The 22,633-nt window shown below is 71.9% G+C and carries 23 protein-coding genes and 1 pseudogene; 7 read left to right on the forward strand and 17 right to left on the reverse strand.

Annotation, left to right across the window (positions count from 1 at the left end; genetic code table 11):
* The first annotated feature begins 137 nt into the window (after positions 1–137).
* Positions 138–1,013 (forward strand): undecaprenyl-diphosphate phosphatase, encoded by an 876-nt coding sequence (locus tag ACGFYV_RS30040; RefSeq protein WP_393881653.1) that lies wholly within the window; start codon positions 138–140, stop codon positions 1,011–1,013.
* Between the two features lie 281 nt (positions 1,014–1,294).
* Here the strand turns inward: ACGFYV_RS30040 and ACGFYV_RS30045 are convergent, their stop codons facing one another.
* The 3 genes from ACGFYV_RS30045 to ACGFYV_RS30055 all read right to left on the reverse strand — a co-directional run bounded on the left by ACGFYV_RS30045 (position 1,295) and on the right by ACGFYV_RS30055 (position 2,721).
* On the reverse strand, positions 1,295–1,504 hold the full coding sequence (locus tag ACGFYV_RS30045; RefSeq protein ID WP_393881654.1) for a hypothetical protein: 210 nt from the start codon (positions 1,502–1,504) through the stop codon (positions 1,295–1,297).
* Positions 1,501–1,629 carry a hypothetical protein gene (locus ACGFYV_RS30050; RefSeq protein ID WP_393881655.1) on the reverse strand — a complete coding sequence of 43 codons (129 nt, stop codon included), beginning with the start codon at positions 1,627–1,629 and terminating at the stop codon, positions 1,501–1,503. The genes ACGFYV_RS30045 and ACGFYV_RS30050 overlap by 4 nt, the downstream gene beginning before the upstream one ends.
* Before the next feature lie 954 nt (positions 1,630–2,583).
* Complete coding sequence (locus tag ACGFYV_RS30055; RefSeq protein ID WP_393881656.1) at positions 2,584–2,721, reverse strand: hypothetical protein; 138 nt, start codon at positions 2,719–2,721, stop codon at positions 2,584–2,586.
* A 177-nt stretch (positions 2,722–2,898) separates the two neighbouring features.
* Here ACGFYV_RS30055 and ACGFYV_RS30060 point away from each other — a divergent pair, with 177 nt between their 5' ends.
* Positions 2,899–3,078 carry a hypothetical protein gene (locus tag ACGFYV_RS30060; RefSeq protein ID WP_393881657.1) on the forward strand — a complete coding sequence of 60 codons (180 nt, stop codon included), beginning with the start codon at positions 2,899–2,901 and terminating at the stop codon, positions 3,076–3,078.
* A 118-nt stretch (positions 3,079–3,196) separates the two neighbouring features.
* On the opposite strand, the gene ACGFYV_RS30065 is transcribed toward ACGFYV_RS30060, so the two are convergent.
* The 5 genes from ACGFYV_RS30065 to ACGFYV_RS30085 form a co-directional block, all read right to left on the reverse strand.
* A complete protein-coding gene (locus tag ACGFYV_RS30065; RefSeq protein WP_393881658.1) occupies positions 3,197–4,378 on the reverse strand; it encodes an acyl-CoA dehydrogenase family protein in 1,182 nt (393 codons plus the stop codon).
* A gap of 2 nt (positions 4,379–4,380) precedes the next feature.
* Complete coding sequence (locus ACGFYV_RS30070; RefSeq protein WP_393881659.1) at positions 4,381–5,673, reverse strand: CaiB/BaiF CoA transferase family protein; 1,293 nt, start codon at positions 5,671–5,673, stop codon at positions 4,381–4,383.
* Positions 5,666–7,357 (reverse strand): acyl-CoA dehydrogenase family protein, encoded by a 1,692-nt coding sequence (locus ACGFYV_RS30075; RefSeq protein ID WP_393881660.1) that lies wholly within the window; start codon positions 7,355–7,357, stop codon positions 5,666–5,668. Before ACGFYV_RS30075 ends, ACGFYV_RS30070 begins: the two co-directional genes overlap by 8 nt.
* 553 nt (positions 7,358–7,910) lie before the next feature.
* A complete protein-coding gene (locus ACGFYV_RS30080; RefSeq protein ID WP_393881661.1) occupies positions 7,911–8,810 on the reverse strand; it encodes a LysR substrate-binding domain-containing protein in 900 nt (299 codons plus the stop codon).
* Between the two features lie 182 nt (positions 8,811–8,992).
* Positions 8,993–9,460, reverse strand: a complete 468-nt coding sequence (locus ACGFYV_RS30085; RefSeq protein WP_393881662.1) for a hypothetical protein — start codon at positions 9,458–9,460, stop codon at positions 8,993–8,995.
* Positions 9,461–9,694: 234 nt separating this feature from the next.
* On the opposite strand from ACGFYV_RS30085, the gene ACGFYV_RS30090 reads away from it, so the two are divergent.
* Together ACGFYV_RS30090 and lnt are read left to right on the forward strand one after the other, a co-directional pair.
* The gene (locus tag ACGFYV_RS30090) at positions 9,695–10,204 is read left to right on the forward strand and encodes a nuclear transport factor 2 family protein (protein ID WP_393881663.1); all 510 of its coding nucleotides are present in this window, start codon (positions 9,695–9,697) and stop codon (positions 10,202–10,204) included.
* Between the two features lie 80 nt (positions 10,205–10,284).
* Positions 10,285–11,850, forward strand: coding sequence for an apolipoprotein N-acyltransferase (gene lnt / locus ACGFYV_RS30095; RefSeq protein WP_393881664.1), 1,566 nt, complete (start codon positions 10,285–10,287; stop codon positions 11,848–11,850).
* Here lnt and ACGFYV_RS30100 read toward each other — a convergent pair.
* Both ACGFYV_RS30100 and ACGFYV_RS30105 read right to left on the reverse strand, forming a co-directional pair.
* Positions 11,768–12,679 (reverse strand): Gfo/Idh/MocA family protein, encoded by a 912-nt coding sequence (locus tag ACGFYV_RS30100; RefSeq protein ID WP_393881665.1) that lies wholly within the window; start codon positions 12,677–12,679, stop codon positions 11,768–11,770. The genes lnt and ACGFYV_RS30100 overlap by 83 nt on opposite strands.
* A gap of 11 nt (positions 12,680–12,690) precedes the next feature.
* The gene (locus ACGFYV_RS30105; RefSeq protein ID WP_393881666.1) at positions 12,691–13,875 is read right to left on the reverse strand and encodes an FAD-dependent monooxygenase; all 1,185 of its coding nucleotides are present in this window, start codon (positions 13,873–13,875) and stop codon (positions 12,691–12,693) included.
* Positions 13,876–13,959: 84 nt separating this feature from the next.
* Here ACGFYV_RS30105 and ACGFYV_RS30110 point away from each other — a divergent pair, with 84 nt between their 5' ends.
* From ACGFYV_RS30110 to ACGFYV_RS30120, 3 genes and pseudogenes are all read left to right on the forward strand, one after another.
* A complete protein-coding gene (locus ACGFYV_RS30110) occupies positions 13,960–14,634 on the forward strand; it encodes a TetR/AcrR family transcriptional regulator (RefSeq protein WP_393881667.1) in 675 nt (224 codons plus the stop codon).
* Positions 14,635–14,703: 69 nt separating this feature from the next.
* A pseudogene (locus ACGFYV_RS30115) lies at positions 14,704–15,216 on the forward strand (DinB family protein).
* 115 nt (positions 15,217–15,331) lie between these two features.
* Entirely contained in the window at positions 15,332–15,820 is a 489-nt protein-coding gene (locus ACGFYV_RS30120; protein WP_393881668.1) for a hypothetical protein, read from the forward strand.
* A 267-nt stretch (positions 15,821–16,087) separates the two neighbouring features.
* Here the strand turns inward: ACGFYV_RS30120 and ACGFYV_RS30125 are convergent, their stop codons facing one another.
* From ACGFYV_RS30125 to ACGFYV_RS30155, 7 genes are all read right to left on the reverse strand, one after another.
* Positions 16,088–16,609 carry a hypothetical protein gene (locus tag ACGFYV_RS30125; RefSeq protein WP_393881715.1) on the reverse strand — a complete coding sequence of 174 codons (522 nt, stop codon included), beginning with the start codon at positions 16,607–16,609 and terminating at the stop codon, positions 16,088–16,090.
* A gap of 257 nt (positions 16,610–16,866) precedes the next feature.
* Positions 16,867–17,550 carry a uracil-DNA glycosylase gene (ung, locus tag ACGFYV_RS30130; RefSeq protein WP_393881669.1) on the reverse strand — a complete coding sequence of 228 codons (684 nt, stop codon included), beginning with the start codon at positions 17,548–17,550 and terminating at the stop codon, positions 16,867–16,869.
* Between the two features lie 94 nt (positions 17,551–17,644).
* The gene (locus tag ACGFYV_RS30135; protein ID WP_393881670.1) at positions 17,645–19,222 is read right to left on the reverse strand and encodes an ABC transporter substrate-binding protein; all 1,578 of its coding nucleotides are present in this window, start codon (positions 19,220–19,222) and stop codon (positions 17,645–17,647) included.
* Between the two features lie 289 nt (positions 19,223–19,511).
* Complete coding sequence (locus ACGFYV_RS30140; RefSeq protein WP_393881671.1) at positions 19,512–20,270, reverse strand: SDR family oxidoreductase; 759 nt, start codon at positions 20,268–20,270, stop codon at positions 19,512–19,514.
* Between the two features lie 29 nt (positions 20,271–20,299).
* Positions 20,300–21,061: a 3-oxoacyl-ACP reductase FabG gene (gene fabG, locus ACGFYV_RS30145; RefSeq protein WP_393881672.1), complete on the reverse strand. Its 762-nt coding sequence runs from the start codon at positions 21,059–21,061 to the stop codon at positions 20,300–20,302.
* Between the two features lie 141 nt (positions 21,062–21,202).
* Positions 21,203–21,652 carry a DUF3037 domain-containing protein gene (locus tag ACGFYV_RS30150; protein ID WP_393881673.1) on the reverse strand — a complete coding sequence of 150 codons (450 nt, stop codon included), beginning with the start codon at positions 21,650–21,652 and terminating at the stop codon, positions 21,203–21,205.
* Entirely contained in the window at positions 21,649–22,473 is an 825-nt protein-coding gene (locus tag ACGFYV_RS30155) for a HipA family kinase (RefSeq protein WP_393881674.1), read from the reverse strand. Before ACGFYV_RS30155 ends, ACGFYV_RS30150 begins: the two co-directional genes overlap by 4 nt.
* Positions 22,474–22,633: the final 160 nt, after the last annotated feature.

Raw genomic sequence — 22,633 nt, forward strand, 5'->3', positions numbered from 1 at the left:
CCTGGCCCCTGCCCCCTCTGGCCCCAGGGCCCCCTGCGCCCCCTGGCCCCTGTGACCGGCGCGTCATCGGGGCCCGCTAGGCTGCGCTCGTCACATGATCACCCTTTCTCCCCTCAGCACTTGGACGTCGTACCTCCATGTCTTGGTTTGAATCCCTCGTCCTCGGACTCGTCCAGGGGCTGACGGAGTTCCTCCCCGTCTCCTCCAGCGCGCATCTGCGGCTGACCGCGGCCTTCTCGGGCTGGGAGGACCCCGGCGCGGCCTTCACGGCGATCACGCAGATCGGCACGGAGACGGCGGTGCTGATCTACTTCCGCAAGGACATCGGGCGGATCATCTCGGCGTGGTTCCGGTCGCTGTCCGACAAGGCGATGCGCCAGGACCACGACGCAAAGATGGGCTGGCTGGTGATCGTCGGCTCGATCCCGATCGGCGTGCTCGGCGTGACGCTCAAGGACCAGATCGAGGGGCCGTTCCGCGATCTGCGGATCACGGCCACGATGCTCATCGTCATCGGCGTCGTGATCGGCATCGCCGACCGCATGGCGGCCCGCGACGAGACCGGCGGCCGGCACCGCGCGCCCAAGCAGCGCAAGACCCTCGAGAACCTGAGCGTGAAGGACGGCCTGATCTTCGGCCTCTGCCAGGCCTGCGCCCTCATCCCGGGCGTCTCCCGCTCCGGCGCCACCATCAGCGGCGGTCTCTTCATGGGCTACCGGCGCGAGGCCGCGGCCCGCTACTCCTTCCTGCTGGCCATCCCGGCCGTCCTCGCGTCCGGCGTCTTCGAGGTCAAGGACTCGCTGGACGGCGGCGAAGTCGCCTGGGGCCCGACCCTGTTCGCGACGGTGATCGCGTTCGCGTCCGGATACGCGGTCATCGCGTGGTTCATGAAGTGGATCTCCAACAAGAGCTTCATGCCGTTCGTCTGGTACCGCGTGGCCCTCGGCGTCGTCATCATCGCCCTGGTCAGCGCGGGCGTCCTCAGCCCGCACGCGGCCGAGTCCTCGGGATGAGATGGAGGTCTGGCCGCTGGTTTCCGCTAGGTGAATCTCCCGCCGGCCTTCAGAAACTTTCGGCGGGTTTCGCCCGAAAACCTTGATCGTCTCCCAGACGTCTCCCACTGGTTACGCATCGGCAGTGACCACAAGACGATCCGCCGGTGGGAGAAGCGGTCACGGTCATGAACCTCGTTGACCTTCTCCTCATCGCTGACGCCCTCAACGTGCCCCTCGCCGACCTCGTGCGCTGAGCGTCGAAGACCCGGCCGGTAGCCCGCACCGGCCGGGGCGGTGGTTCAGCGGGCGGCGATCTTGCCTTTCCAGCTGATGGTGATCTCGTCGGCCGACTTGACGACGCGGTTGTAGAAGTCGTACCGGCCGACGTCGCGGGCGGTGTCCGGGATGGTGGCGCCATGTTCTTCGGCGATGCGGAGTGCGAGTTCGTACACTTCGCCCCATGCCATCTGGTCTGTGGCGGGGCCGGGGATGACGCGGCTGTCTGTCACCAGGTGGCTCCGCGGTCGAGGCACTGCTGCCGTCCGCCTGGGAGCATGATCACGCTCTTGTGGCCGGACGGGCAGGTACTGCCGAGGGTGGCGATCCTGCGGATGAGCGTCTTGATCTTGCTCATAGTGGGGGTTCCCTTCGCGTGTAGTCGTCGGGAGCGCCTCCGTGTTGGTCGACCCACCACGCGACCGCGCAGTCCAGGCACGTGTACCGCCACCGGGGTAGCCCGGTCTCGGGGTCGCGTTCCTGGGAGGTGATGATGTGGATGTCGCCGCACTGGATGCACCGCACCGGCAGATTCGTGGGTTGGCTCACGTGGGGTCAGTGTTCCATTCGGAGTGAGTCTGCCGCCGGGACGGGGTGGCACCGGCGGCAGACCTGCGGCCTCCCCTTCGTGACGGGGGGTCGGTGAGGCCGCCCGGCGCCGTCTCGCCGCGGCGCCGAGTCTGTGGGCTGTCACGACTCTGTGGGCTGTCAGTGGTCGACCTGCCGTAGTGGGCAGGGCGGTCGTGGGATGGGCTGGTCGCAGCGCACGCAGATCATCGACGGGCACCTCCGGCCTGCGGCAGGCACCGCGCGTGGGCGTAGCCGTGACAGGGCGCGCTGCTGCCCTCCCACAGGTGGGGTGGTACGGCTGGTTCCTTCGGCTGGATCGGCTCGGAGCATGCGCCGCATTTCGGTTCGTGTCTGCCTGCCGCGGTGATGGTCTGCGCCGGTGCCGAACTCGCCGAGGTGCCAGGCGGCGTAGGAGGTGACGTCGCCGGAGCCCCACACGTCCTGGTCGGCGGTGGACTTGTAGCGGTTGCAGCCTTCCGCGACGAGCCGCTTGTGCATGGCGGCAACGACCGGCAAGCGGCGGCCGGTGTGGAAGGGGCGCGCTGGCGAACAGGTTCGGCATGGGACCGGGGTCGAGCACGATCTCGATCTGGACGCAGCGCTTCCCGCTCCGGTTCGTCTTCACGCTGCCGGCGTTCTGGAGCGACAGCGAGCGGGAGTTGGCGGGGAAGAACTGTGTGAGCTGCCCGGTGAACGGATCTCACAGCAGGTGCGGTGCCGTGCCGGCGCCGCCGCCGGTGAATCAGCCGAGTTCGGCCGCGAACGTCCAGTCCTTGGCGTTGCTGGTGACGTGCCAGACGGCCCGCGCGGGGCCGCCGTTCATCGCCCCGGTGTTGCCCAGCGAATGCCGGGCAGCCCCGGGCATCCACAGGTCGGCCATGATCAGCCTTCTCTCTGCCGGCCGTACGACGACGGTGGTGGCCCTCCTGCCCATCCGGGCCGTGCCCTGATGGTTCCCCCGTACTGCCGCCCCAGCCGGCCCAGTTGTGGCCAATCCCATGCGGTCTGCGTAGCGACGCGGTAGCGCACTGTCAGTTCTTGCCCCTAGTCTGTGCGCATGTCCCCCGATTCCATGCCCCTTGGTTCCTTACGGTCTGCCGCCGAGGTCAACGAGCAGATCCGGGCGCTGTGGCTGCGCGCGGGCGGTTCCCTCTCGGCCCAAGAGCGCGCGGAGTACGAGCTGTTGGTGGTCGAATGGGCAGCCGCCATCCGCGGGAAGATCATCAAGGCGGCCTAGAAAGTGGCCGGGAAAGTGGCCTCGCACGACGTCATGGTCGTCCCCCGCATACGGCAACTGCCGCCGTCCGGCGCGGTGTCGGACGGCGGCAGGAGGACAAGGGCAGGGAAGGGCGGGGTCAGCGGAAGGCGGCGTGTCCCGTGAGCGCCTGGCCGAGGGCGAGCGTGTGCATCTCGGTCGTGCCCTCGTACGTCAGCACCGACTCCAGGTTGTTCATGTGCCGGATCACGGGGAACTCCAGCGAGATGCCGTTGGCGCCGAGGATCGTGCGCGCGGTGCGGCAGATCTCGATGGCCTCGCGCACGTTGTTCAGCTTGCCGAAGCTGATCTGCGCCGGGTGGACGCCGGGGCCGTCCTTCAACTGGGCCAGGTGCAGCGCGGTCAGGGTGGCCTTGTGCAGTTCCAGGGCCATGTCGACGAGCTTCTGCTGGGTCAGCTGGAACGCGGCGATCGGCTTGCCGAACTGCTCGCGCTCGCCGGCGTACCGGGCAGCCGCCTGCCAGGCGGAGCGCGCCGCGCCGGTGACGCCCCAGACGATGCCGTAGCGGGCCTCGTTCAGGCAGGTCAGCGGGCCGGAGACGCCGCGTGCTTCGGGCAGCATCGCGCTCGCGGGCAGGCGTACGCCGTCCAGGACCAGTTCGCTCGTCACGCTGGCCCGCAGCGACATCTTGTGCTTGATCTCGGGCGCCGAGAAGCCGGGCGTGCCGGTGGGCACGACGAAGCCGCGGATGCCGTCGTCGGTGCGGGCCCACACCACGGCCACCTCCGCGACCGAGCCGTTGGTGATCCACATCTTGCGCCCGTCGAGGATCCAGTCGTCGCCGTCACGGCGTGCGCGGGTGCGCATCGAGGACGGGTCGGAGCCGTGGTCGGGCTCGGTCAGGCCGAAGCAGCCGATGGCCTCGCCCGCGGCCATGCGCGGCAGCCACTCGTTCTTCTGCTCCTCGCTGCCGAAGCGGTGGATCGCGAACATGGCGAGGGAGCCCTGCACGGACACGAAGGACCGCAGCCCCGAGTCGCAGGCCTCCAGCTCACGGCAGGCGATGCCGTACGCGCGTGCCGACATGCCCGCGCAGCCGTAGCCCTCCAGGTGCATGCCGAGCAGGCCCATCTTGCCGAAGTCCCGGGCGAGTTCGCGCAGGGAGGGCAGCTCGCCGCGCTCGAACCAGTCGCCGATGTGCGGCTGGACGCGCTCGTCGAGGTACTGGCGGACGGTGTCGCGGACGGCCCGCTCCTCGTCGGTGAGCAGGTGCTCCAGGCCCAGCGGGTCGACAGGGTCGAGGGGGGACGGCTTGGCCATGGTCAGGCTCCTTGCGGGTCGTTGTTCACGGTGGGGCGAGTGGAACGGGTGGGGCGGGTGGGCGGGTCCGGCGCGGGCCGGGGATCCGGACGCGGTGTCAGCAGGACGTCGATCTCGTCCTTGCCGTAACCGAGTTCGGCGAGGACGTCGCGGCTGTGCTGACCGAGGGTGGGCGGTGCCGTGCGCACCGGCGGGCGTTCGCCGCCGAAGCTCACGGGGAAGGCGACCTGCTCCAGCGGTCCCGCCTCGGGGTGGTCGGCCTTCTGGACCATGCCGAGGGCGGCGGTCTGCTCGCAGGCGTACACCTCGTCGAGGGTGCGGATCGGGGTCACGGGCACGCCCGCGTCCTTCAGCAGGGCGCACCAGTGGGCGACACCGGCCTCGGCGAGCACGGCTTCGAGGTGCGCGTTCAGTGCGGCGCGGTGCTCGACACGGGCGCTGTTGGTGGCGAAGCGCGGGTCGTGCGCCCACTCGTCGTGGCCGAGCGCCGCGCACAGCCTGCGGAACAGCGCGTCGTTGCCGACGGCGATCACGAAGTGGCCGTCTGCCGCCGGGTAGGCCTGGTACGGCACCAGGCTCGGGTGTCCGGAGCCGAGGCGGCCGGGGCGTTCACCGGTGGCGAAGTAGCCGGTGGCCCAGTTGATGTGCAGGGCGAGCTGCGACTCGTACAGCGAGGTCGTGACGTACTGCCCGCGCCCGGTGCGCTCCCGTGCGAAAAGCGCCGCGGTGACGCCGGAGAGTCCGAACAGGGCGGCTCCGAGGTCCCCCATCGCGTAGCCGGCCTTCACCGGCGGCCCGTCGGGCTCGCCGGTCAGCGACATCAGCCCGGCCGACGCCTGGGCGACCATGTCGTATCCGGGCTCGTCGCGCAGTGGTCCGCTCTCGCCGAACGCGGAGATGTGCAGGACGACGAGGCGGGGGTAGCGCTCGCTGATCGCGCGGTGGTCGAAGACGCGGGCGAGCGAGCTGCCGGGCCGGAAGTTCTCGACGAGGACGTCGGCGCCGGCCAGCATCCGGTGCACGGCCTCCTGTCCCTCGGGGGACTTCAGGTCGAGCGTCACGGAGCGCTTGTTGCGGTTGGCGGCCAGGTAGTACGTCGCGTCGGGTCCGTTGAACGGCGGGCCCCAGCGGCGCGTCGGGTCACCGCCGTCGGGGTGCTCGACCTTGATGACGTCGGCGCCCAGGTCGGCGAGGGACATCGTGACGTAGGGGCCGGCGAGGATCTTGGACAGGTCCACGACGCGGATGCCGGCGAGGGGCGCGGCGGGGGCGGGCGGCGGCGTGGGGTCAGACATCGGCGGCCTCCTTGGCGACGGACATCGGTACGGTGCCTCCTTCGGCCAGTTCGGCCAGGTGGTCAAGGGCGATTCGGGGTACGGCGTCCGGTTCGTCGAGGAGAAGCCGGTACGTGTGCGCCGCGAGCAGTGTGCGTCCGTTCCCGGTGCGGTCGGCCTCGAAGGCGGCCTGTCGCAGGAACAGGGAGGCCATGACGGCGCGGGTGAGGTCGTCGGCGTACCGGCCGATCCGCATCTGCTGGGCGTCCTCGTCGAGTTCGAGGAGGCGGTCGCCGCGGGCGCGCAGGTCCGCCCAGCGCCGGGACAGGCGGGAGTCGTCCTGCCCGTCGTACGAACCGGAGCCGTAGGTGTCGGCGAGGGTGTGGTGCGCGCCACCTCGGCGCAGGCAGCGCAGCACGTCGAGGGCGATGACGTTGGACGAGCCCTCCCAGATCGAGCCGAGGTGGGCGTCGCGCAGCAGCCTCGGGTCGACCCAGTCCTCGATGTAGCCGTTGCCGCCGCGGATCTCCATCGTCTCGCCGGTGACGGAGCGGGCGCGCTTGCACAGGGTGTGCTTGGCGAGCGGCGTGAGCACGCGCACCAGGTCGCCGGCCGCGGTGTCGCCCGCGTCAGCTGCGTCGGCGGCGTCGGCTGCGTCCAGGAGGGCGGCGGCCTCCAGGACGAGGCCGAGCGCGGCCTCGGCGTCGAGGACCAGCGGCAGCAGCGTGGCGCGCATCAGCGGCTGCTCGAAGAGGGGCTTGCCGAAGACGTGCCGCTGCCGCGTGTGGGCCACGGCCTCGCGGACGGCGCGGCGCATCAGCGCGGTGGCGCGCATGGCGTTGGAGAGCCGGGAGACGTTGAGCATCTCGGCCATCTGCCGGAAGCCGCGGGTGAGTTCGCCGACGGGTGTCGCGTACGCCTCGTCCAGGGTGACCTCGCCGCTGGGGATGGAACGCGAGCCCAGCTTGTCCTTGAGCCGGTCGACGCGGATCGCGTTGCGGCTGCCGTCGGGCCGCAGCCGCGGCACGAGGAACATGCCGAGGCCGCGGGTGCCCTCGCCCTGGCCCGGTACGCGCGCGAGCGTGAGGATCACGTCCGCGCCCGGGTTGGAGGCGAACCACTTGCGGCCGCTCAGCGTCCAGTGCGTGCCATGGTCGGTGGCGACGGTCGCGGTCAGGCCGACATCGGTGCCGCCCTGCCGCTCGGTCATGAACATCGCGCCGGTGGCGCGGGTGCGAGGGTCGGTCGAGGCGAGCGCCGCGATCTCGGCGGCGTACCGCTCCGGGTCGAACAGGCGCAGCACACGGGCGGCCGAGTCGGTCATCGACAGAGGGCAGGCCATGCCGAACTCGGACTGCACGTACAGGTACGACAGCGCGTACTTGACGGTGTGCGGGGTCCTGGTGGGCCAGCCGTGGACACCGGGCCGGTGGGACATCGCGGCGAGTCCGAAGTGTTCGTAGGCGAGGGCGGCCAGGCGGTCGTGCGCGGGGTGGTACTCGATCTCGTCGACGCGTTCGCCGTCCGGGGCGTACGACCGCAGCCGCGGCGGGTGGGCGTCGGCGACGGCGGCCTGCCGGTCGATCTCGCCGGCGGCGAGCGCGCCGAGTTCGGTGAGCAGCGGCTCGACGCGCGTGCGGTCCTGCGGGCTGAGCACCCGGTCCAGGAGGGGCCGCAGGGCGGGATCCTGGTCGGCGAAATTCACGGGGCTGGTTCTCCTGACGGTGGGGGTACGGCTCGGGCGGGGGGCCGTACGGCCGGCGGCGGAAGCGGTGCCCGGTTCAGTGGATGGCGTCAGTGGGTGGCGTCGATGCATGGCGTCGGTGCACGGCGCCAGTGGGTGGTGTCAGTGCATGGCGGCAACCCGGGCGGCGGTGGCGGGCCGGACGGCGGCGCGGTCGACACGGGTGAGCAGCGCCCGAGGCGTCTTCGGGAGCTGAGGCGCCTTCGGGGTCCGAGGCGTGCTGGGGGTCCGAGGCGTCCTGGGGACTGACGTGCTGCATGACGAGCGTCCTCTCGTGGCGGCGGGTCCCGCCACGGACGCGGGCCGGGCGGCCGCCCCTGCGCCGTCGCAAGACCTGCATCACTCTGCCCGCCGCGATTAGGAGGTGTCCAAGACCAATAACCCGGCCCGGTAAGACGTCATCCAGCACAATCGCGCCAGCCCGGCCCGGCCCGGCCCGGCCTGACCTGGCCCGACCCGCCCCGGCCTGGACGGTGAACACGACCCGGCGTCGCCAAGACACCGTCCTGCGCGGTCAGCCCGATTCCGGGGTCGGCAGAACGCGTTCGGCGACGCGAAGCACCGCCTGGAGTGCCGCCGAGGGGTTGCCGGTGCGCCAGCCCAGCGCGATCGGCAGGACCGGCACGTCGTCGCCCGCCAGCCGGCGGAAGACCACGTGCTCCAGGTGGATGCTGCGCGCCGACTCGACGACGACGGCCACCCCGACGCCCGCCCCGACCAGGGCGAGCAGGTTGTACGAGTCGGGGGCCTCCTGGACGATGCGCGGCGCGAACCCGGCGTCGTGGCAGGCCTGCACCGTGGCCTCGCGCACCGCGGACCCGCGCGCGACCGGGAACGTCACGAACGGCTCCCGCTCCAGCTCGGCGAAGGCGACCTCGGTGCGGTCCGCGAGCGGATGGCTGTCCGGCAGGGCGAGCACCAGCCGTTCCCGGCGTACGAGGCGTGCGCTGACGCCCCGGCGTACGGGCAGGGCGACGAAACCGAGGTCCAGCGAGCCTTCGGCGATCCGGCCCAGTGCCTCACCGGTGTAGGTCTGGCCGACCAGGGCCAGCTCGATGCCCGGGAGTTCGGAGGTGACCGCCCGGGTCAGCACCGGGAGCGCCGCATAGCTGCTGGCGCCGGCGAAGCCGACGGTGACCCGGCCGACCTCGCCGAGGTGGGCGGCCTGGACGGTGCGGCGCACGGCGGAGGCCTCGGCGAGCAGATGCCGGGCGGGCTCCAGCAGGGCCCGGCCCGCGGGAGTGAGCCGCACGGACCGCGTGGTGCGGTCGAAGAGCCTGACCCCGAGGTCGCGCTCCAGCAGCCTGATCTGCTGACTGAGCGGCGACTGGGCCATGTGCAGCCGCTCGGCGGCCCGGCCGAAGTGCAGTTCTTCGGCGACGGCGACGAATCCTGTGAGATGACGCAGTTCCACGCTGGGAGACAATGCCATCGGACGGCAGGGATTTCCGACCCGGGTCGGCGCGTGGGCACGTCAAGGCGGGTGGGCACGGAAAGGCGCGCGGGCGCGTGAGCACGTCAAGACGCGTGGGCACGGAAAGGCCCGCGGGCGCGTTGGCACGTCAAAGCGCGCGGGCGCGTGGGCACGTCAACGGATCACGGTGCTCCCGGCCCGGACTCCTCGCCGTCGTAGGCCGCCAGCGCGGCCTGGCGGCATTCCAGCAGGTCACCGAGGTCTCCGGGGGTCATGTGCTCCTGGGCCAGTGCCACCGTGGCCCTGGCCTCGACCAGGGCCCACGCGTGCCGGGCGCGCTTGTTGGCGCGGCGTCTGGTGTCGCTGCGCAGGAAGCCGGCTCCCGCCGCGAACCCGGCGGAGGCCAGAGCGGCGAGGGCAGCGGGAACTCGCACGTCCGCCGAGGCCAGTCCTGCGGCCCCCGCCGTGCCCGCGAGCAGGGCCGCGGGGAAACCGAGGGCGATGTCCGCCTTGGCCCAGAACTCGGCCCGGCGGTGGGCGAGTGTCCTCTGGCGCGTAGCCTCGTCTCTGAGTCGCTCGATCTCGGCACGCAGATGGTGCGCGGGCCCGTCCGGAGTCGGGCGGGTGGTTCCGTCAGCGGAAGTGACCATAGGGGAATTCCAACATGCCTGCGCCGTAAGGCAATTGGTGACTCCGGACAGTCTTCGGGCGCGGCAGGCGTGAGCTTCGGCCGAACGCCGGGAGGCCGGGCCGCCGGTCTCGGGGCGGTGGACCGGACGTCGCCGCACCGCACACTCACTCGTTTCACCCACCTGCGAACCCGAACCGCTGAATAGTCCGGTACGCCTCTTGGCACCCGCCGCCCCATGTCCAACACTGAGCCGATGACGCAGCGTGTAGAGCTGGCGACGGTGATGGACCGGCTGGCCGTGGACGAGGTGGTCACCGCGTACGCGATGGCGGTGGACGACGGTGACTGGGCGGCGTACCGCGGGCTGTTCACGGCGAAGGGGCGGGCGGACTACCGTTCGGCCGGCGGTATCGAGGGCGATGCGGAGCGGGTCGCCGAATGGCTCGCCGAGAGCATGGAACTGTTCGGGATGCGGCAGCATCTGATCGTCAACCGCCATGTGCGGTTCGGGATTCTGGACCATGACACCGGGGACACCGCGCGGGTGCGAGCGGACTACCTCAACCCCATGAGGTTCGCCGGTGCGGACGGTCCGGGTGCGCCGGATCTGGTGTGCGGAGGCCGGTACGACTTCGGGTTGTCGCGCACGGCGGAGGGCTGGCGGCTGACCGCGGTGGTCGTGCGGGAGAAGTGGCGCCGGCTGCCCGACCGCGGTCCGACGCCCGCGTCCGAGGCGGCCGGTGCGAGAGAGCTGCCGGACTGATCCGCCCCCGCACCAGGCCCTCTGTCGGAGATCGCGCCCGGCGCGCACACTGGAGGAAGCCCCGGGTAGGGAGACTCCGTATGAGGCTGATCGACGGCTGGCCGACCTCTCCCTGGCGGCGTTCCTGTGCCGCCGCTCTCGCGGGTGCCCTGCCCGTCCTGGCGTTCCCGGCGCCCTCGCTCTGGTGGTTCGCGTACGTCGCCCTGGTCCCCTGGATCCTGCTGGCCCGCTCGGCGCCGACCGGGCGGTGCGCGGTGTACGACGGCTGGTGCGGCGGGTTCGGGTTCATGGTGGCGGTGCACCACTGGCTGCTGCCGAGCCTGCACGTGTTCATCTTCCTGATAGCCGGGCTGCTGAGCCTGCTCTGGGCGCCGTGGGGCTGGCTGGTCCGCCGGTTCCTCGGCGGGGTGCCGTCGCCGGGGCGGGGCGTGGCCGCGCTGCTGGTGCTGCCGTCGGCGTGGCTGGGGGTGGAACTGGTGCGCTCCTGGCAGGCTCTCGGCGGGCCCTGGGGGATGCTCGGCTCCAGCCAGTGGCAGGTGGGTCCGGCGCTGCGGCTGGCGTCGGTGGGCGGGGTGTGGCTGCTGAGCTTCCTGGTGGTGGCCGTCAACGTCGCGGTGGCCATGCTGGTGGCGGTGCGCGCGTTCCGGACACCGGCCCTCGCCTCGCTCGTCGCCACGGGGGCGGCAGCGTCGGCTGCCTGGTGGTGGGCGCCGCGTCCGGACGTCGACGGGCACGTGCGGATCGCGGTCGTACAGCCCGGCGTGATGGACGGCGGCGACCGGCGCTTCGATCGCGAGGAGCGGCTGACCTGGGGGCTGGCCGGTCAGCACGTCGACCTGGTCGTCTGGGGCGAGAGCAGCGTCGGCTTCGACCTGGGCGACCGGCCCGACCTGGCGCACCGGATCGCGGTGCTGTCCCGGCAGACCGGTGCGGACATCCTGGTCAACGTGGACGCGCGCCGCTCGGACCGGCCCGGCATCTACAAGAGTTCCGTCCTCATCGGTCCGGACGGCCCCACCGGCGCCCGGTACGACAAGATGCGGCTGGTTCCCTTCGGGGAGTACGTCCCGGCCCGCTCGCTGCTCGGCTGGGCCACCTCCGTCGGCAAGGCGGCGGGCGAGGACCGGCGGCGCGGCACCGAACAGGTCGTGATGGACGTGGGGCACGGACTGCGCGTCGGCCCGATGATCTGTTTCGAGACCGCGTTCCCGGACATGAGCCGGCATCTCGCCGAGGACGGTGCCGACGTCCTCCTCGGCCAGTCCGCGACCTCGACCTTCCAGCACAGCTGGGCCCCCGAGCAGCACGCCTCGCTGGCCGCGCTGCGGGCCGCCGAGACGGGCCGCCCGATGGTGCACGCCACCCTGACCGGCGTCTCCGCCGTCTACGGCCCGAGCGGGCAGCGCCTGGGCCCCTGGCTCGGCACCGGCGCGAACACGGCCCGGGTGTACGAGGTACCGCTCGCGCACGGCATCACCCCCTTCGTGCGGTACGGCGACTGGCCGGTGCAGGGGGCGCTGCTGGTGCTGGCCGCGTGGTGCGGGACCGAGGGGGTGCGGGCGCTCAGGCTGCGCCGGAGCGGTCCGCGACCGCTCGCACCACACGCTCGCAGAGTTCGTGAGTCTCCAGCGCGTCCCGGGCACTGAGCACCTTGCCCGCGCGGACGGCGTCGAGGAAGGCGAGGACCGCCTGCTCGATGCCGCGCTGCCGGGCCACCGGCACCCAGTCCCCGCGCCTGCGCAGCGTCGGCTGTCCCTTGTGGTCGATCACCTCGGCGAGGTTGACCACCTGGCGCTTGGTGTCCTGCCCGGAGACCTCCAGGATCTCCTCGGCGGAGCCGCTGAGCCGGTTCATCACACCGAGCGCGGTGAAGCCGTCCCCGGCGAGCTGGAGCACGACGTGGTGGAGGAGGCCGCCCTCGGTGCGGGCGCGCACGGTGACGTCGTCGACCCGGCCGGGGGCGAGGAAGCGCAGGGTGTCGACGACGTGGATGAAGTCGTCCAGGATCATCGAGCGCGGTTCCTCGGGCAGCCCGATCCGGTTCTTCTGCAGCAGGATCAGGTCCCGCGGGTGCTCCAGGCACTGCGCGTACGCGGGGGCGTGGCGGCGGTTGAAGCCGACGGCGAGCGAGGTGCCGTGCCGCTCGGCGAGGGCCACCAGCCGTTCGGAGTCGGCGAGTTCGTAGGCGAGGGGCTTGTCCACGTAGGTGGGCACGCCCGCTTCCAGGAGCCGGGTGACGATCTCTGCGTGCGCAGTGGTGGGCGCGTGCACGAAGGCCGCGTCGAGGCCCGCGTCCAGCAGGGAGTCCAGGGTGGTGTGCCGGCGCTCCCCGGGCACGTGGAGCGCGTCGGCGACGCGGGTGAGGGTGGCGGGGGTGCGGGTCTGGAGGTGGAGGTCGACGCCGGGCTGTGTGCCGAGCACCGGGAGGTAGGCCTTCTGCGCGATGTCACCGAGTCCGATGCAGCCGACCTTCACGTGAACTCCCCTTACCTCTCGCCCGCCCCTGCCTCCTCGGAAGCATACGGCGGACGCCAGTGGGCGATGTCGTCGAATCCGCGCAGGAGCAGGGCCGGACCGGCCTTGGACAGTGCGGCGATCGCGGTGTCGCGGACGGCGCACGCGAGGCGGCCACGGGCCATGTCGAGGCGGGCCACCCGGACGGCCCGGCGGGTGATCGCGGTCGTGCGCGGGAGCCGGGCGGCGGTGTAGGCGGCAAGGTCGTGGCCGTGGTGGGCGAGGACGACCGCGTCCTCCACGGCCTGATTGCCGCCCTGGCCGAGGGTCGGGGGCATGGCGTGGGCGGCGTCGCCGAGGAGGGCGACCCGGCCCAAGTGGTAGGCAGGCAGGGGCAGATCGATGTGGTGGACGTCGTGGCGGAGCACGTCCTCGGGGCGGGCGGCGGCGATGACGGCGGGGATCGGGTCGTGCCAGTCGCCGTACCGGCGCAGGAGTTCGGCCTTCTCGTCGTCCGGGGCGCGCTCGCCGGCCGGGGTCATGGCGGCGGCGTAGGCGTAGACCCGGCCGTCCTTGAGCGGGTGGGTGCCCCAGATACGGCCCCGGCCCCACGTCTTGTGCGAGGCGAACGCGACCGCGGGCACCGGGATCAGGACCCGCCAGGTGGTGAACCCGGAGTACACGGTCCCCGGGTGGGCGGGGAACAGGGCGCCGCGCACACGGGAGTTGATGCCGTCGGCGCCGACGACGAGGGCTGCCTCCCACTCCTCGTCGCCGGTGGTGACGCGGGCGGGCCGATGGGGGTCGCCGGGGTCTCCGGGGTCGGCGAGGCGCGCGTCGGCGGCGGTGCGGACGGCGCCGGCCGGGAGAAGGGCGGCGAGGCGGTCGACGAGGGTGGTGCGGGGCAGCAGGACGAGCGGGCCGCCGAACCGGGCCTCGGCGGCCTCGGCGCTGGAGCGGGAGAGCCAGCGCCCGCTCGGGGTGCGCAGGCCTCCGTCGCCCTGCCAGGCGGCCAGGTCACGGATCTCGTCGCCGATGCCGAGGACGTCCAGGGCGCGCAGGGCGTTGGGGGCGAGCGAGATCGCGGCGCCGACCGGTTCCAGCGAGCGGGCCCGCTCCAGCACGGTGACGTCCCAGCCGCGCCGGTGCAGGGCAGCCGCCGCCGCCAGGCCTCCGATCCCGCCGCCGACGACTACGGCGCGCTCCTGGTGTGCCATGACTCCTCCTGCCACCCGTCGGGAACTACAGCTGTAGTGAGCGTGACTTTACTACAGCTGTAGTGACCCGGGTAGGGTCACCCCATGCCCGAACGCACGCCGCGCGCCCCCCGCACTCCGAGCACCCCCCGCACCACCACCAGCAGCACCGGCACCACCAGCACCCCCGGCACGACCAGCACCCCGACCGCCTCCCGCGCCGACCTCGTCGCCGACGCCGCCCTCGCCCTGCTCGCCGAGCGCGGGATGCGCGGACTGACCCACCGGGCCGTCGACGAGGCGGCCGGGCTGCCGCAGGGCTCGACGTCGAACGTGGCGCGCACCCGGCAGGCACTGCTGGAACTCGCGGTACGGCGGCATGCCGAACGGGAGGCGCGGGTGCTCGCGCTGGAGGAGATGCCGGACCCGCGCGGCGGCCCCGACGCGCTGGCCGACGGCCTGGCGCTGGCCGTCCACCGCTCGCTGACCGACGGCCGCGACCTGCTGATCGCCCGCTACGAACTGGCCCTGGAGGCCACCCGCCGCCCCGAACTGCGCGCCTTCTACGACGCGACGGGCGCCGTCTTCCAGGAGCAACTGGCGGCCCTGCTCGGCGCCGTCGGCTCACCCGATCCGGCCCGGCACGTGCTGTCGCTGGTCGCCTGGGCGGACGGGCTGATGTTCTCGTGCGCGGCCGGCTCCTTCAGCGCGCGGGTGCCGAGCCTGGCGGAGGTCCGCCAAGGGGTGCGGGAACTGCTGAACGGCCTGCTCGGCGGCTGAGCAACGCTTGTGCCGGGTCCCGCGAAAACCCGCTGGTGGCATGCCCCGTCGTGTTGCGAGGATGCGGCCATGACGACCGAACGCCACGAGCCCGCCCAGACCGCCGGTGAACGCGCCATGCTGGAGGGCTGGCTGGACTACCACCGGCAGACCCTGGCCTGGAAGTGCGAAGGACTGACCGACGAGTAGTTGCGCACCGCCTCCGTGCCGCCCTCCGAGCTGTCCCTCATGGGCCTGGTGCGGCACATGGCCGAGGTGGAACGGGGCTGGTTCCGCGCGGTGCTGGCGGGCCAGGACCCGGGCCCGATCTACTCCAGCGAGCGGGACCGGGACGGCGAGTTCCATCTCACCGAGGCCGACACCTGGGCGGATGCGTACGCCACCTGGCAGGCGGAGATCGACATCGCCCGGCGCCACGCGGCCGGCTTCGCCCTCGACGGCCTCTCCAAGGGCACCGGCCGGTCCACCGGGCAGCCGTTCAGCCTCCGCTGGATCTACACCCACATGATCGAGGAGTACGCCCGGCACAACGGCCACGCCGACCTGATCCGCGAGCGGCTCGACGGCAGCACCGGCGACTGAGCGTCACCTTCGGGCCCCCGGGACCCTCCGTGCGGGGAACGAGATCACTCATGCGGGGGCATTTCCGTGCCGTCCACGGTGCCAACACCGGTGCCGACCCAGCAGAGTTGCCCGGGTGCATCGAACGACGACCACCGCAGCGCTCCTGGTCACCGTGGCCGTCTCGGCCCTCACCGGCTGTGTGACGGTACAGCGCCCGGCGGCACCCGCTCCCCCGCCGGACACCGCGCCCTCGCAGCCGATGGCGCCCCGGCCGGACGGCAGCGTGACGCCGCGGGTCGTGCAGGCACCGGCGCGGGAGGCACTGGAGATGGTCGGCCCGTCACGGAGGCCGCGGCACGCCGAGCCGGAGGCCCCGCACCGGGAGACGGCGGCCCCGCGGGCCCCGCACCGGCCGCAGGCCCCGCCCGCGGCGCCCCCTCACTCCGCGCACCAGGGCCGCTCCGGTCACCCGGACCAGCCGCGGGGACGGCACCTCCGCATCCCGGGAATCGACCGGCCCGCCCCGAAGACGCCGGACGTGTGCGCCCTGGGCAAGCAGTACGGGGGCTGGCGCAAGGACAGCCCGGAGGCGGTGATCTGCGAGCGCGCGTACGGCCGTTGAGCGCGCCGCACCCCGCCGCCGGCCCGCACCTGGAACCCTGGCCCCGCTCACAGAGCCGTCACCTCGCAGCGCCATCACCGTGCAGAGCCATCACCTCGCAGAGCCATCACCGTGCAGAGCCGTCACCACGCAGAGCCATCACCGTGCAGCGCCATCACCACGCAGAGCCGTCACCACGCAGAGCCATCACCGTGCAGCGCCATCACCACGCAGAGCCATCACCTCGCAGCGCCATCACCGTGCCGCGCCGATACCCCCGCAGGGCCGCTACGGGGTCGGCCGTTGTCTCGGTGGACCCCACCCGTCGCCGTCCGGTGTGCCGTCGTCCCGCAGGCGCAGCTCCATCCGGCTGATGGCCGCCCGGACCCCGGCGCCGTAACCGTCGTCGGCGAGGACGCCGGACGCGCGGCGGGCGAGGGTCAGATGGCTGCGGGCGGCGTCGGAGCGGCCCAGTTTGAGGTAGTCGGCGGCGAGATTGAGGTACAGGGAGGGGTAGAAGCCGCGGACGGCCGAGGGGTCGGCGCCGGGCCGGCCGTCGGTCAGTTCCTCCGCCGCCGACAACGCCCGCAGGTCCCAGGCCAGTTCGTCGGCGGGATCGTCCTGGGTGTCGGCCAGATAGTGCGCCAGGGTGCAGCGGTGCAGGGGATCCCCGGCCTCGCCCATCTCCGTCCACAGGTCCAGGAAGCGGCGCCTTGCCTCCTCGCGGTCGCCGCCGTGATGCAGCATCACGACCTGCCCGATCCGCGTCAGCACGGCATCCGGGGCCGCCTGCTCCTGTCGCTCCGCCACCGCGTCCTCCGGACCGTCGTCAGCCGTCACCGGCCGTCTCCTCGGCCGTGTGGCCGACCTTGTGGCCGACCGTGTGCCCGGCCAGGTGGTCGGCCGTGTGGTCGGCCGTCTCCTCGGCCGTGTCGCCGGCCGTCTGTATCGACGCTAGACGCAGGCACCGGCAAACCCGGGCAGGCGGGCCCGTACGGCTCGGGCGCCGTGCCCGGTCGGCGGGGCACGGACCGGGTCCCGGACCGGTCCGTGCCCCTGACGCCCGGTCAGCCCAGGTTCGGGATGCGCCAGTCGATGGCCTGGTGGCCCTGTCCCGCGACGGCCTCGTCGATCTGAGTGAAGGGGTGGGAGCCGAAGAACTTCTTCGCGGACAGCGGCGAGGGGTGCGCGCCCTTGACGACGGTGTGCCGGGTCTCGTCGATCAGCGGGAGCTTCTTCTGCGCGTAGTTGCCCCACAGCACGAAGACCGCCGGGTCGGGCCGGGAGACCACCGCGCGGATCACCGCGTCCGTGAACTTCTCCCAGCCCTTGCCCTTGTGCGAGTTGGCCTCGCCGGCCCGGACGGTGAGCACCGCGTTGAGCAGCAGCACACCCTGCTGGGCCCACGGCATCAGGTAGCCGTTGTCGGGGACCGGAAGGCCCAGCTCCTCCTGCATCTCCTTGTAGATGTTCCGCAGGGAGGGCGGGGTCTTGACGCCCGGGCGGACGGAGAAGCACAGGCCGTGGCCCTGGCCCTCGCCGTGGTACGGGTCCTGGCCGAGGATCAGGACCTTCACCTGGTCGTACGGCGTCGCCTCCAGCGCGGCGAAGACCTGCTCGCGCGGCGGGTAGACGGGACCCTTCGCCCGCTCCTCCTCGACGAACTCCATCAGCTCCTTGAAGTAGGGCTGCTGCAGCTCGTCGCCCAGAACCCCGCGCCAGGACTCGGGCAGCATGGCGATGTCGGTCACGTCAACGTCCTCACGATCGATCAACTACGGCGTGCGGTCACTTCAGGTCTCAGAACCTACAGGCGACCACTGACAACCGGTTCCGCGAGGCCTCTCACCAGCTGGTCTTGCGGTGCAGCGTCCACATCATCATGATCGTCGAGGGGTCGAGGGCCTGCTCGCCGCCGGAGATGTCGTCGCTGGCCGCCACGTACTGCCGACCCTGCCACAGCGGGATCAGCCGGGCGTCGTCCACCAGGACCTGCTGGGCCTCGTCGAAGTCCTTCACCACCTTGCCGCGGTCGCTCTCCGCGCGCGAACGGGGCAGCAGCACCGAGGTGATCTGCTTGGCGGGGTAGGGCGTGCCGAGAGCGTTGCGGTCGCCGACGAAGGGCGCGATGAAGTTGTCCGCGTCGGGGAAGTCGGGGAACCAGCCGCGGCCGAACACCGGGTACTCGCCCTTCTGGTAGCCGACCACGTAGGTCTTCCAGGGGCGGCTCTTGAGGGTGATCGTGAACAGTCCGGACTTCTCCAGCTGCCGCTTCAGCTCCTGGAACATGCGGGCCGTCTCGGAGCCGTAGCGATCGGTGGTGTACCAGAGGGTGAGCGGGACGCGCTCGTGGATGCCCGCGTCCTCAAGAAGCGTGCGGGCCTTGGGGACGCTCGGGTCGCCGAAATGGTCGAAGAACGGGGTGGCGTGACCGGTCAGGCCCTTGGGGACCATCGAGTACAGGGGGTCGACGGTGTCCTTGTAGACCTTGTGCGCGATCGCGCCGCGGTCGACGATCTGGGCGACCGCCTTGCGTACGGCGGGCTGCTTGGCCCAGGGGTCCTTGGGGTTGAACACCAGGTAGCTGATGTCCGTGCCGGCGCCGTCGACCAGTTGCAGGTCCGTGGTGCCGTGGCGCTGCAGGTCGAGGATGTCGTCGGCGGCCAGGCCCCGGTAAGTGACGTCGATCCGCTTGTCGTGCAGTGCCTTGACCATGGCGGCGGAGTCCTGGAAGTAGCGGATCGTCACCGCGCCGTTCTGCCGGTCGGCGAAGCCCTGGTAGCGGTCGTTGCGGACCAGGACGGCCTGCTGGCCCTCCTCGTACGACTTCAGCTGGTAGGGGCCGGAGCCGTCGACCGCGGCGCCCTTGCGCAGGGAGTCGGCGGGGTAGTACTTGGGGTCGACGATCGACATGGCCGGGGTGGCCAGCACGAAGGGGAAGGTCGCGTCCGACTTGTTGAGGTGGAAGACGATGTCGCGGTCGCCGGTCGTCTCCACCCGGTCCAGGCTGCCGAGCAGCCCGGCGGGGCCGCTGGGGGCGTTGATGGTGCGGATGCGGTCGATGGACTGCTTGACGGCCTTCGCGTCCAGCGGGTCGCCGTTGGCGAACGTCATCCCGTCGCGCAGGCGGCAACCGTAGGTACGGCTGCCGGAGTCGGTGAAGCGGCAGCTCTCGGCGGCGTCGGGCTCGGGGCTGGTGGCGCCGTTCGGGTAGGCGACCAGCGTCTGGTAGATGTTGCGGAACAGCTCCCAGGAACCGTCCCAGGAGGCGGCCGGATCGAGCGCGCTCGGGGCACTGGTCGTCCCCACCACGATGGGACCCTTGCCGTTCGGGTCGCTGTTGGAGAGCAGACTGCAGCCGGCCACCACGGATATGGACGCGACCGCCGCGACGCTCCGCAGGAATCGGTTCCGGTTGAACACGCGCACGCTCCTCGTCTGCCATACCAAGAGTCGGCAGACCATACCGCAGCGTTCCGCCCCCTGAACCTCCCCTGGAACAGGTGTTCTTGATCGATGGGGCGATGACTACGTTGTCATACCCCCGTGCGCACCCCGAAACGCGCTTCGGGCGCCGTTCCGCTGGGAAACGGCGCCCGAACGAGACGACCGGACCGTGAGACCGCGGGGGCGGGCCGGACGGGTGGGCCAGAAGGACGGGTCGGAAGGACAGTTCAGACAGGCAGTTCAGACGGGTAGTTCAGACGGCAGTTCAGACCCCGGCGTTGAGGAAGAGGCCGCCGTCCACGACGAGCGTCTGACCGGTGACCCAGTCGGACTGGTCGCAGGTGAGGAACGCGGCCGCCCCACCGATGTCGGCGGGGACGCCGAGCCGGGCGAGCGGGTAGGCCGCGGCCGCCTCCTCCTCGCGGCCCTCGTACAGGGCCTCGGCGAACTTGGTCTTCACGACGGCCGGGGCGATCGCGTTGACCCGCACCCTGGGCGCGAACTCGTGTGCCAGCTGCTGGGTCAGGTTGATCATCGCGGCCTTGCTGATGCCGTAGGCACCGATGAACGGCGAGGGCGCGAGGCCCGCGATCGAGGCGATGTTGACGATCGCGCCGCCGTTGTCCTTCTGCCAGGCGTGCCAGGTCTTCTGGGCGAGGCCGAGCGCCGAGACCACGTTGGTCTCGAACACCTTGCGGGCCACGTTCAGGTCGAGGTCGGCGATCGGGCCGAAGACCGGGTTGGTGCCCGCGTTGTTGACCAGGAAGTCGACGCGGCCGAAGGCCTCCATGGCGCGTTCGACGACCTCGGCCTGGTGGTCCAGGTCGTGGGCCTTGCCGGCGACGGCGAGGACGCGCTCGGCGCCGAGCCGCTCGGCGGCCTCCTTGAGGGCGTCCTCGTTGCGGCCGGTGATGACCACGCGGTCGCCGCGGGCGACCAGCGCCTCGGCGACGCCGTAGCCGATGCCGCGGCTCGCGCCGGTGACGAGCGCGACCTTGCCGGAAAGCTCCGGGAGTTCAGTCATGTCCGTGTTCCCCAATGTCCCGGAGTCCGTCAGTCCAGCGGTCCGCCGGCGACGTACAGCACCTGGCCGGAGACGAAGCCGGCCGCCTCGCCCGTGAAGAAGGCGATGGCGTTGGCGATGTCCTCGGGCTCACCGACGCGCTGCACCGGGATGGCGCCCGCGGCGGCCTTCTTGAAGTCCTCGAAGCCCATGCCGACGCGGTCGGCGGTGGCCTTGGTCATCTCGGTGGCGATGAAGCCCGGGGCGACGGCGTTGGCGGTGATGCCGAACTTGCCCAGCTCGATGGCGAGGGTCTTGGTGAAGCCCTGCAGACCGGCCTTGGCGGCGGAGTAGTTGGCCTGGCCGCGGTTGCCGAGCGCCGAGGAGGAGGAGAGGTTGACGACCCGGCCGAAGCCCGCGTCGACCATGTGCTTCTGGACGGCCTTGGTCATCAGGAACGAGCCGCGCAGGTGCACGTTCAGGACGGTGTCCCAGTCGGAGGCGCTCATCTTGAACAGCAGGTTGTCGCGCAGCACACCGGCGTTGTTGACCAGGATGGTCGGGGCGCCCAGCTCCTCGACGACCCGGGCGACGGCCGCCTCGACCTGCGCCTCGTCGGAGACGTCCGCGCCGACCGCGACGGCCTTGCCGCCGGCCGCGGTGATCTTCTCGACGGTGTCCTTGCAGGCCGCCTCGTCCAGGTCGATCACGGCGACGGCGCGCCCCTCGGCGGCCAGTCGTACGGCGGTGGCGGCGCCGATGCCGCGTGCGGCGCCGGTGACGATCGCGACCCGCTGTTCGGTGGTGGACATGCTGCTTCTCCTCGCCCTTGAGAGAACCCTTGTGGTCCCGGAGGACCGTGGTGCGGTGAGCGACCGCTTAGTACCTCGGTACCCGTGACGCTAGAAGCCTTGGCACCCGGTGTCAACGGGACACCGGTGCGGTGTGATCCATTACCTCACCAGGAGATCGAGAAGGCGCTCCGTCTCGGCCGCCGGGTCGGTGGTCAGCCCGGTGTGCACGGGGCCGGGCTGGACGATGGTCGAGCGGGGCGCGATCACCCAGCGGTAGCGGCGCCCGGCGTCGTCGTCCGCTGCCTGTCCGGCCTCCTCCCCGCCCGCGCAGTGCCGCTCGATCGCCCTCAGCGCGGCCCGCACCCCGGCCACGTCGACCGCCGGGGCGAGGGCGAGCAGCCGGGCCTCGTCGAGGTGGGTGCGGGCGCCGACGTAGGCCTTGGCGCGGCAGTAGACGACCACGCCCGCGTTGACGCACTCGCCGCGCTCGACGCGGGGTACGACCCGCAGCAGGGCGTACTCGAACACGACGCGGTCGCCGCCCTGGCCGGCCCGCGTGATGTGTCGCTCGGTGACATGACCGGCCATGTGGATGTGGGTCTCGCTCACTTGCCCTCCTTGAGGCCGGTGGCGTCGAGGCCGGTGGTGTTGAGGCCGGTGGTGTTGAGGCCGGTGGTGTTGAGGCCGGTGATGCGCTCGGCGATGACGGCCGCGCGGGCGAGCAGGGGCCGCGCGTAGGCCCTGCGCAGGTCGTCCGGGGTGTCGAAGCCGGGCTCGCCGGCCAGCCAGACGTCTGGGATCTCGGCGGTGACCTCGGCGAGGAGGTCCGCGGTGATCCGGGGGGCCAGTTCGGCCGCGGCGGCCGTGACGTCCGGGGCGTACTGGGCGAGGGCGTGGTCGGAGGCGTCGTAGGGGCGGGCCGCCGAGGCCTCGGCGGAGGGCCAGTTGTGGTGCCAGATCATCGTGGCGCCGTGGTCGATGAGCCACAGTTCGCCGCGGTGCACGAGGAGGTTGGGGTTGCGCCAGGAGCGGTCGACGTTGTTGATCAGTGCGTCGAACCAGACGATCCGCCCGGCCTCCTCGGGGCCGACCGGGAAGGCGAGCGGGTCGTAGCCGAGGGCGCCGGAGAGGAAGTCCATGCCGAGGTTGGTGCCGCCGCTGGACCGCAGCAGCTCCTGCACCTGCTGCTCGGGCTCGCCGAGCCCCAGCACGGAGTCCAGTTCGACGGTGACCAGGCGGGGCATCCGGAATCCGAGCCGGCGGGCGAGTTCGCCGCAGACGACCTCGGCGACCAGGGTCTTGCGGCCCTGTCCGGCGCCGGTGAACTTCATGACGTAGGTCCCGAAGTCGTCGGCCTCGACGAGCCCCGGCATCGAGCCGCCCTCACGCAGAGGCGTGATGTAGCGGGTCGCGGTGACTTCCTTGAGCATCGCCCCAGGTTACTGGTGCGGCACGGCGCCGGTGCGCCGGCTCGTTCACCGTCGCGCTCGACGCCCGGTTCGTCACCGTCCGGCCACGATCCGGTCCCGTCGGCGCGGTTCGCCGGTGCCGTCTGAACGTCTCGGGCCCCATGCCCGTACCTCTTGTCGA

This window comes from Streptomyces sp. NPDC048297 (genome assembly GCF_043201585.1).
In the GTDB taxonomy this organism is placed as follows: Bacteria; Actinomycetota; Actinomycetes; order Streptomycetales; family Streptomycetaceae; genus Streptomyces.

Excerpts from the sequence above, each read along its gene's own strand:
- ACGFYV_RS30040 (WP_393881653.1), top strand. The coding sequence starts at position 138 with ATGTCTTGGTTTGAATCCCTCGTCCTCGGACTCGTCCAGGGGCTGACG.
- ACGFYV_RS30050 (WP_393881655.1), bottom strand. The coding sequence starts at position 1,629 with ATGAGCAAGATCAAGACGCTCATCCGCAGGATCGCCACCCTCGGCAGT.
- ACGFYV_RS30055 (WP_393881656.1), bottom strand. The coding sequence starts at position 2,721 with ATGGCCGACCTGTGGATGCCCGGGGCTGCCCGGCATTCGCTGGGCAAC.
- ACGFYV_RS30060 (WP_393881657.1), top strand. The coding sequence starts at position 2,899 with ATGTCCCCCGATTCCATGCCCCTTGGTTCCTTACGGTCTGCCGCCGAG.
- ACGFYV_RS30065 (WP_393881658.1), bottom strand. The coding sequence starts at position 4,378 with ATGGCCAAGCCGTCCCCCCTCGACCCTGTCGACCCGCTGGGCCTGGAG.
- ACGFYV_RS30070 (WP_393881659.1), bottom strand. The coding sequence starts at position 5,673 with ATGTCTGACCCCACGCCGCCGCCCGCCCCCGCCGCGCCCCTCGCCGGC.
- ACGFYV_RS30085 (WP_393881662.1), bottom strand. The coding sequence starts at position 9,460 with ATGGTCACTTCCGCTGACGGAACCACCCGCCCGACTCCGGACGGGCCC.
- ACGFYV_RS30090 (WP_393881663.1), top strand. The coding sequence starts at position 9,695 with ATGACGCAGCGTGTAGAGCTGGCGACGGTGATGGACCGGCTGGCCGTG.
- lnt (WP_393881664.1), top strand. The coding sequence starts at position 10,285 with ATGAGGCTGATCGACGGCTGGCCGACCTCTCCCTGGCGGCGTTCCTGT.
- ACGFYV_RS30105 (WP_393881666.1), bottom strand. The coding sequence starts at position 13,875 with ATGGCACACCAGGAGCGCGCCGTAGTCGTCGGCGGCGGGATCGGAGGC.
- ACGFYV_RS30110 (WP_393881667.1), top strand. The coding sequence starts at position 13,960 with ATGCCCGAACGCACGCCGCGCGCCCCCCGCACTCCGAGCACCCCCCGC.
- ACGFYV_RS30140 (WP_393881671.1), bottom strand. The coding sequence starts at position 20,270 with ATGACTGAACTCCCGGAGCTTTCCGGCAAGGTCGCGCTCGTCACCGGC.
- fabG (WP_393881672.1), bottom strand. The coding sequence starts at position 21,061 with ATGTCCACCACCGAACAGCGGGTCGCGATCGTCACCGGCGCCGCACGC.
- ACGFYV_RS30155 (WP_393881674.1), bottom strand. The coding sequence starts at position 22,473 with ATGCTCAAGGAAGTCACCGCGACCCGCTACATCACGCCTCTGCGTGAG.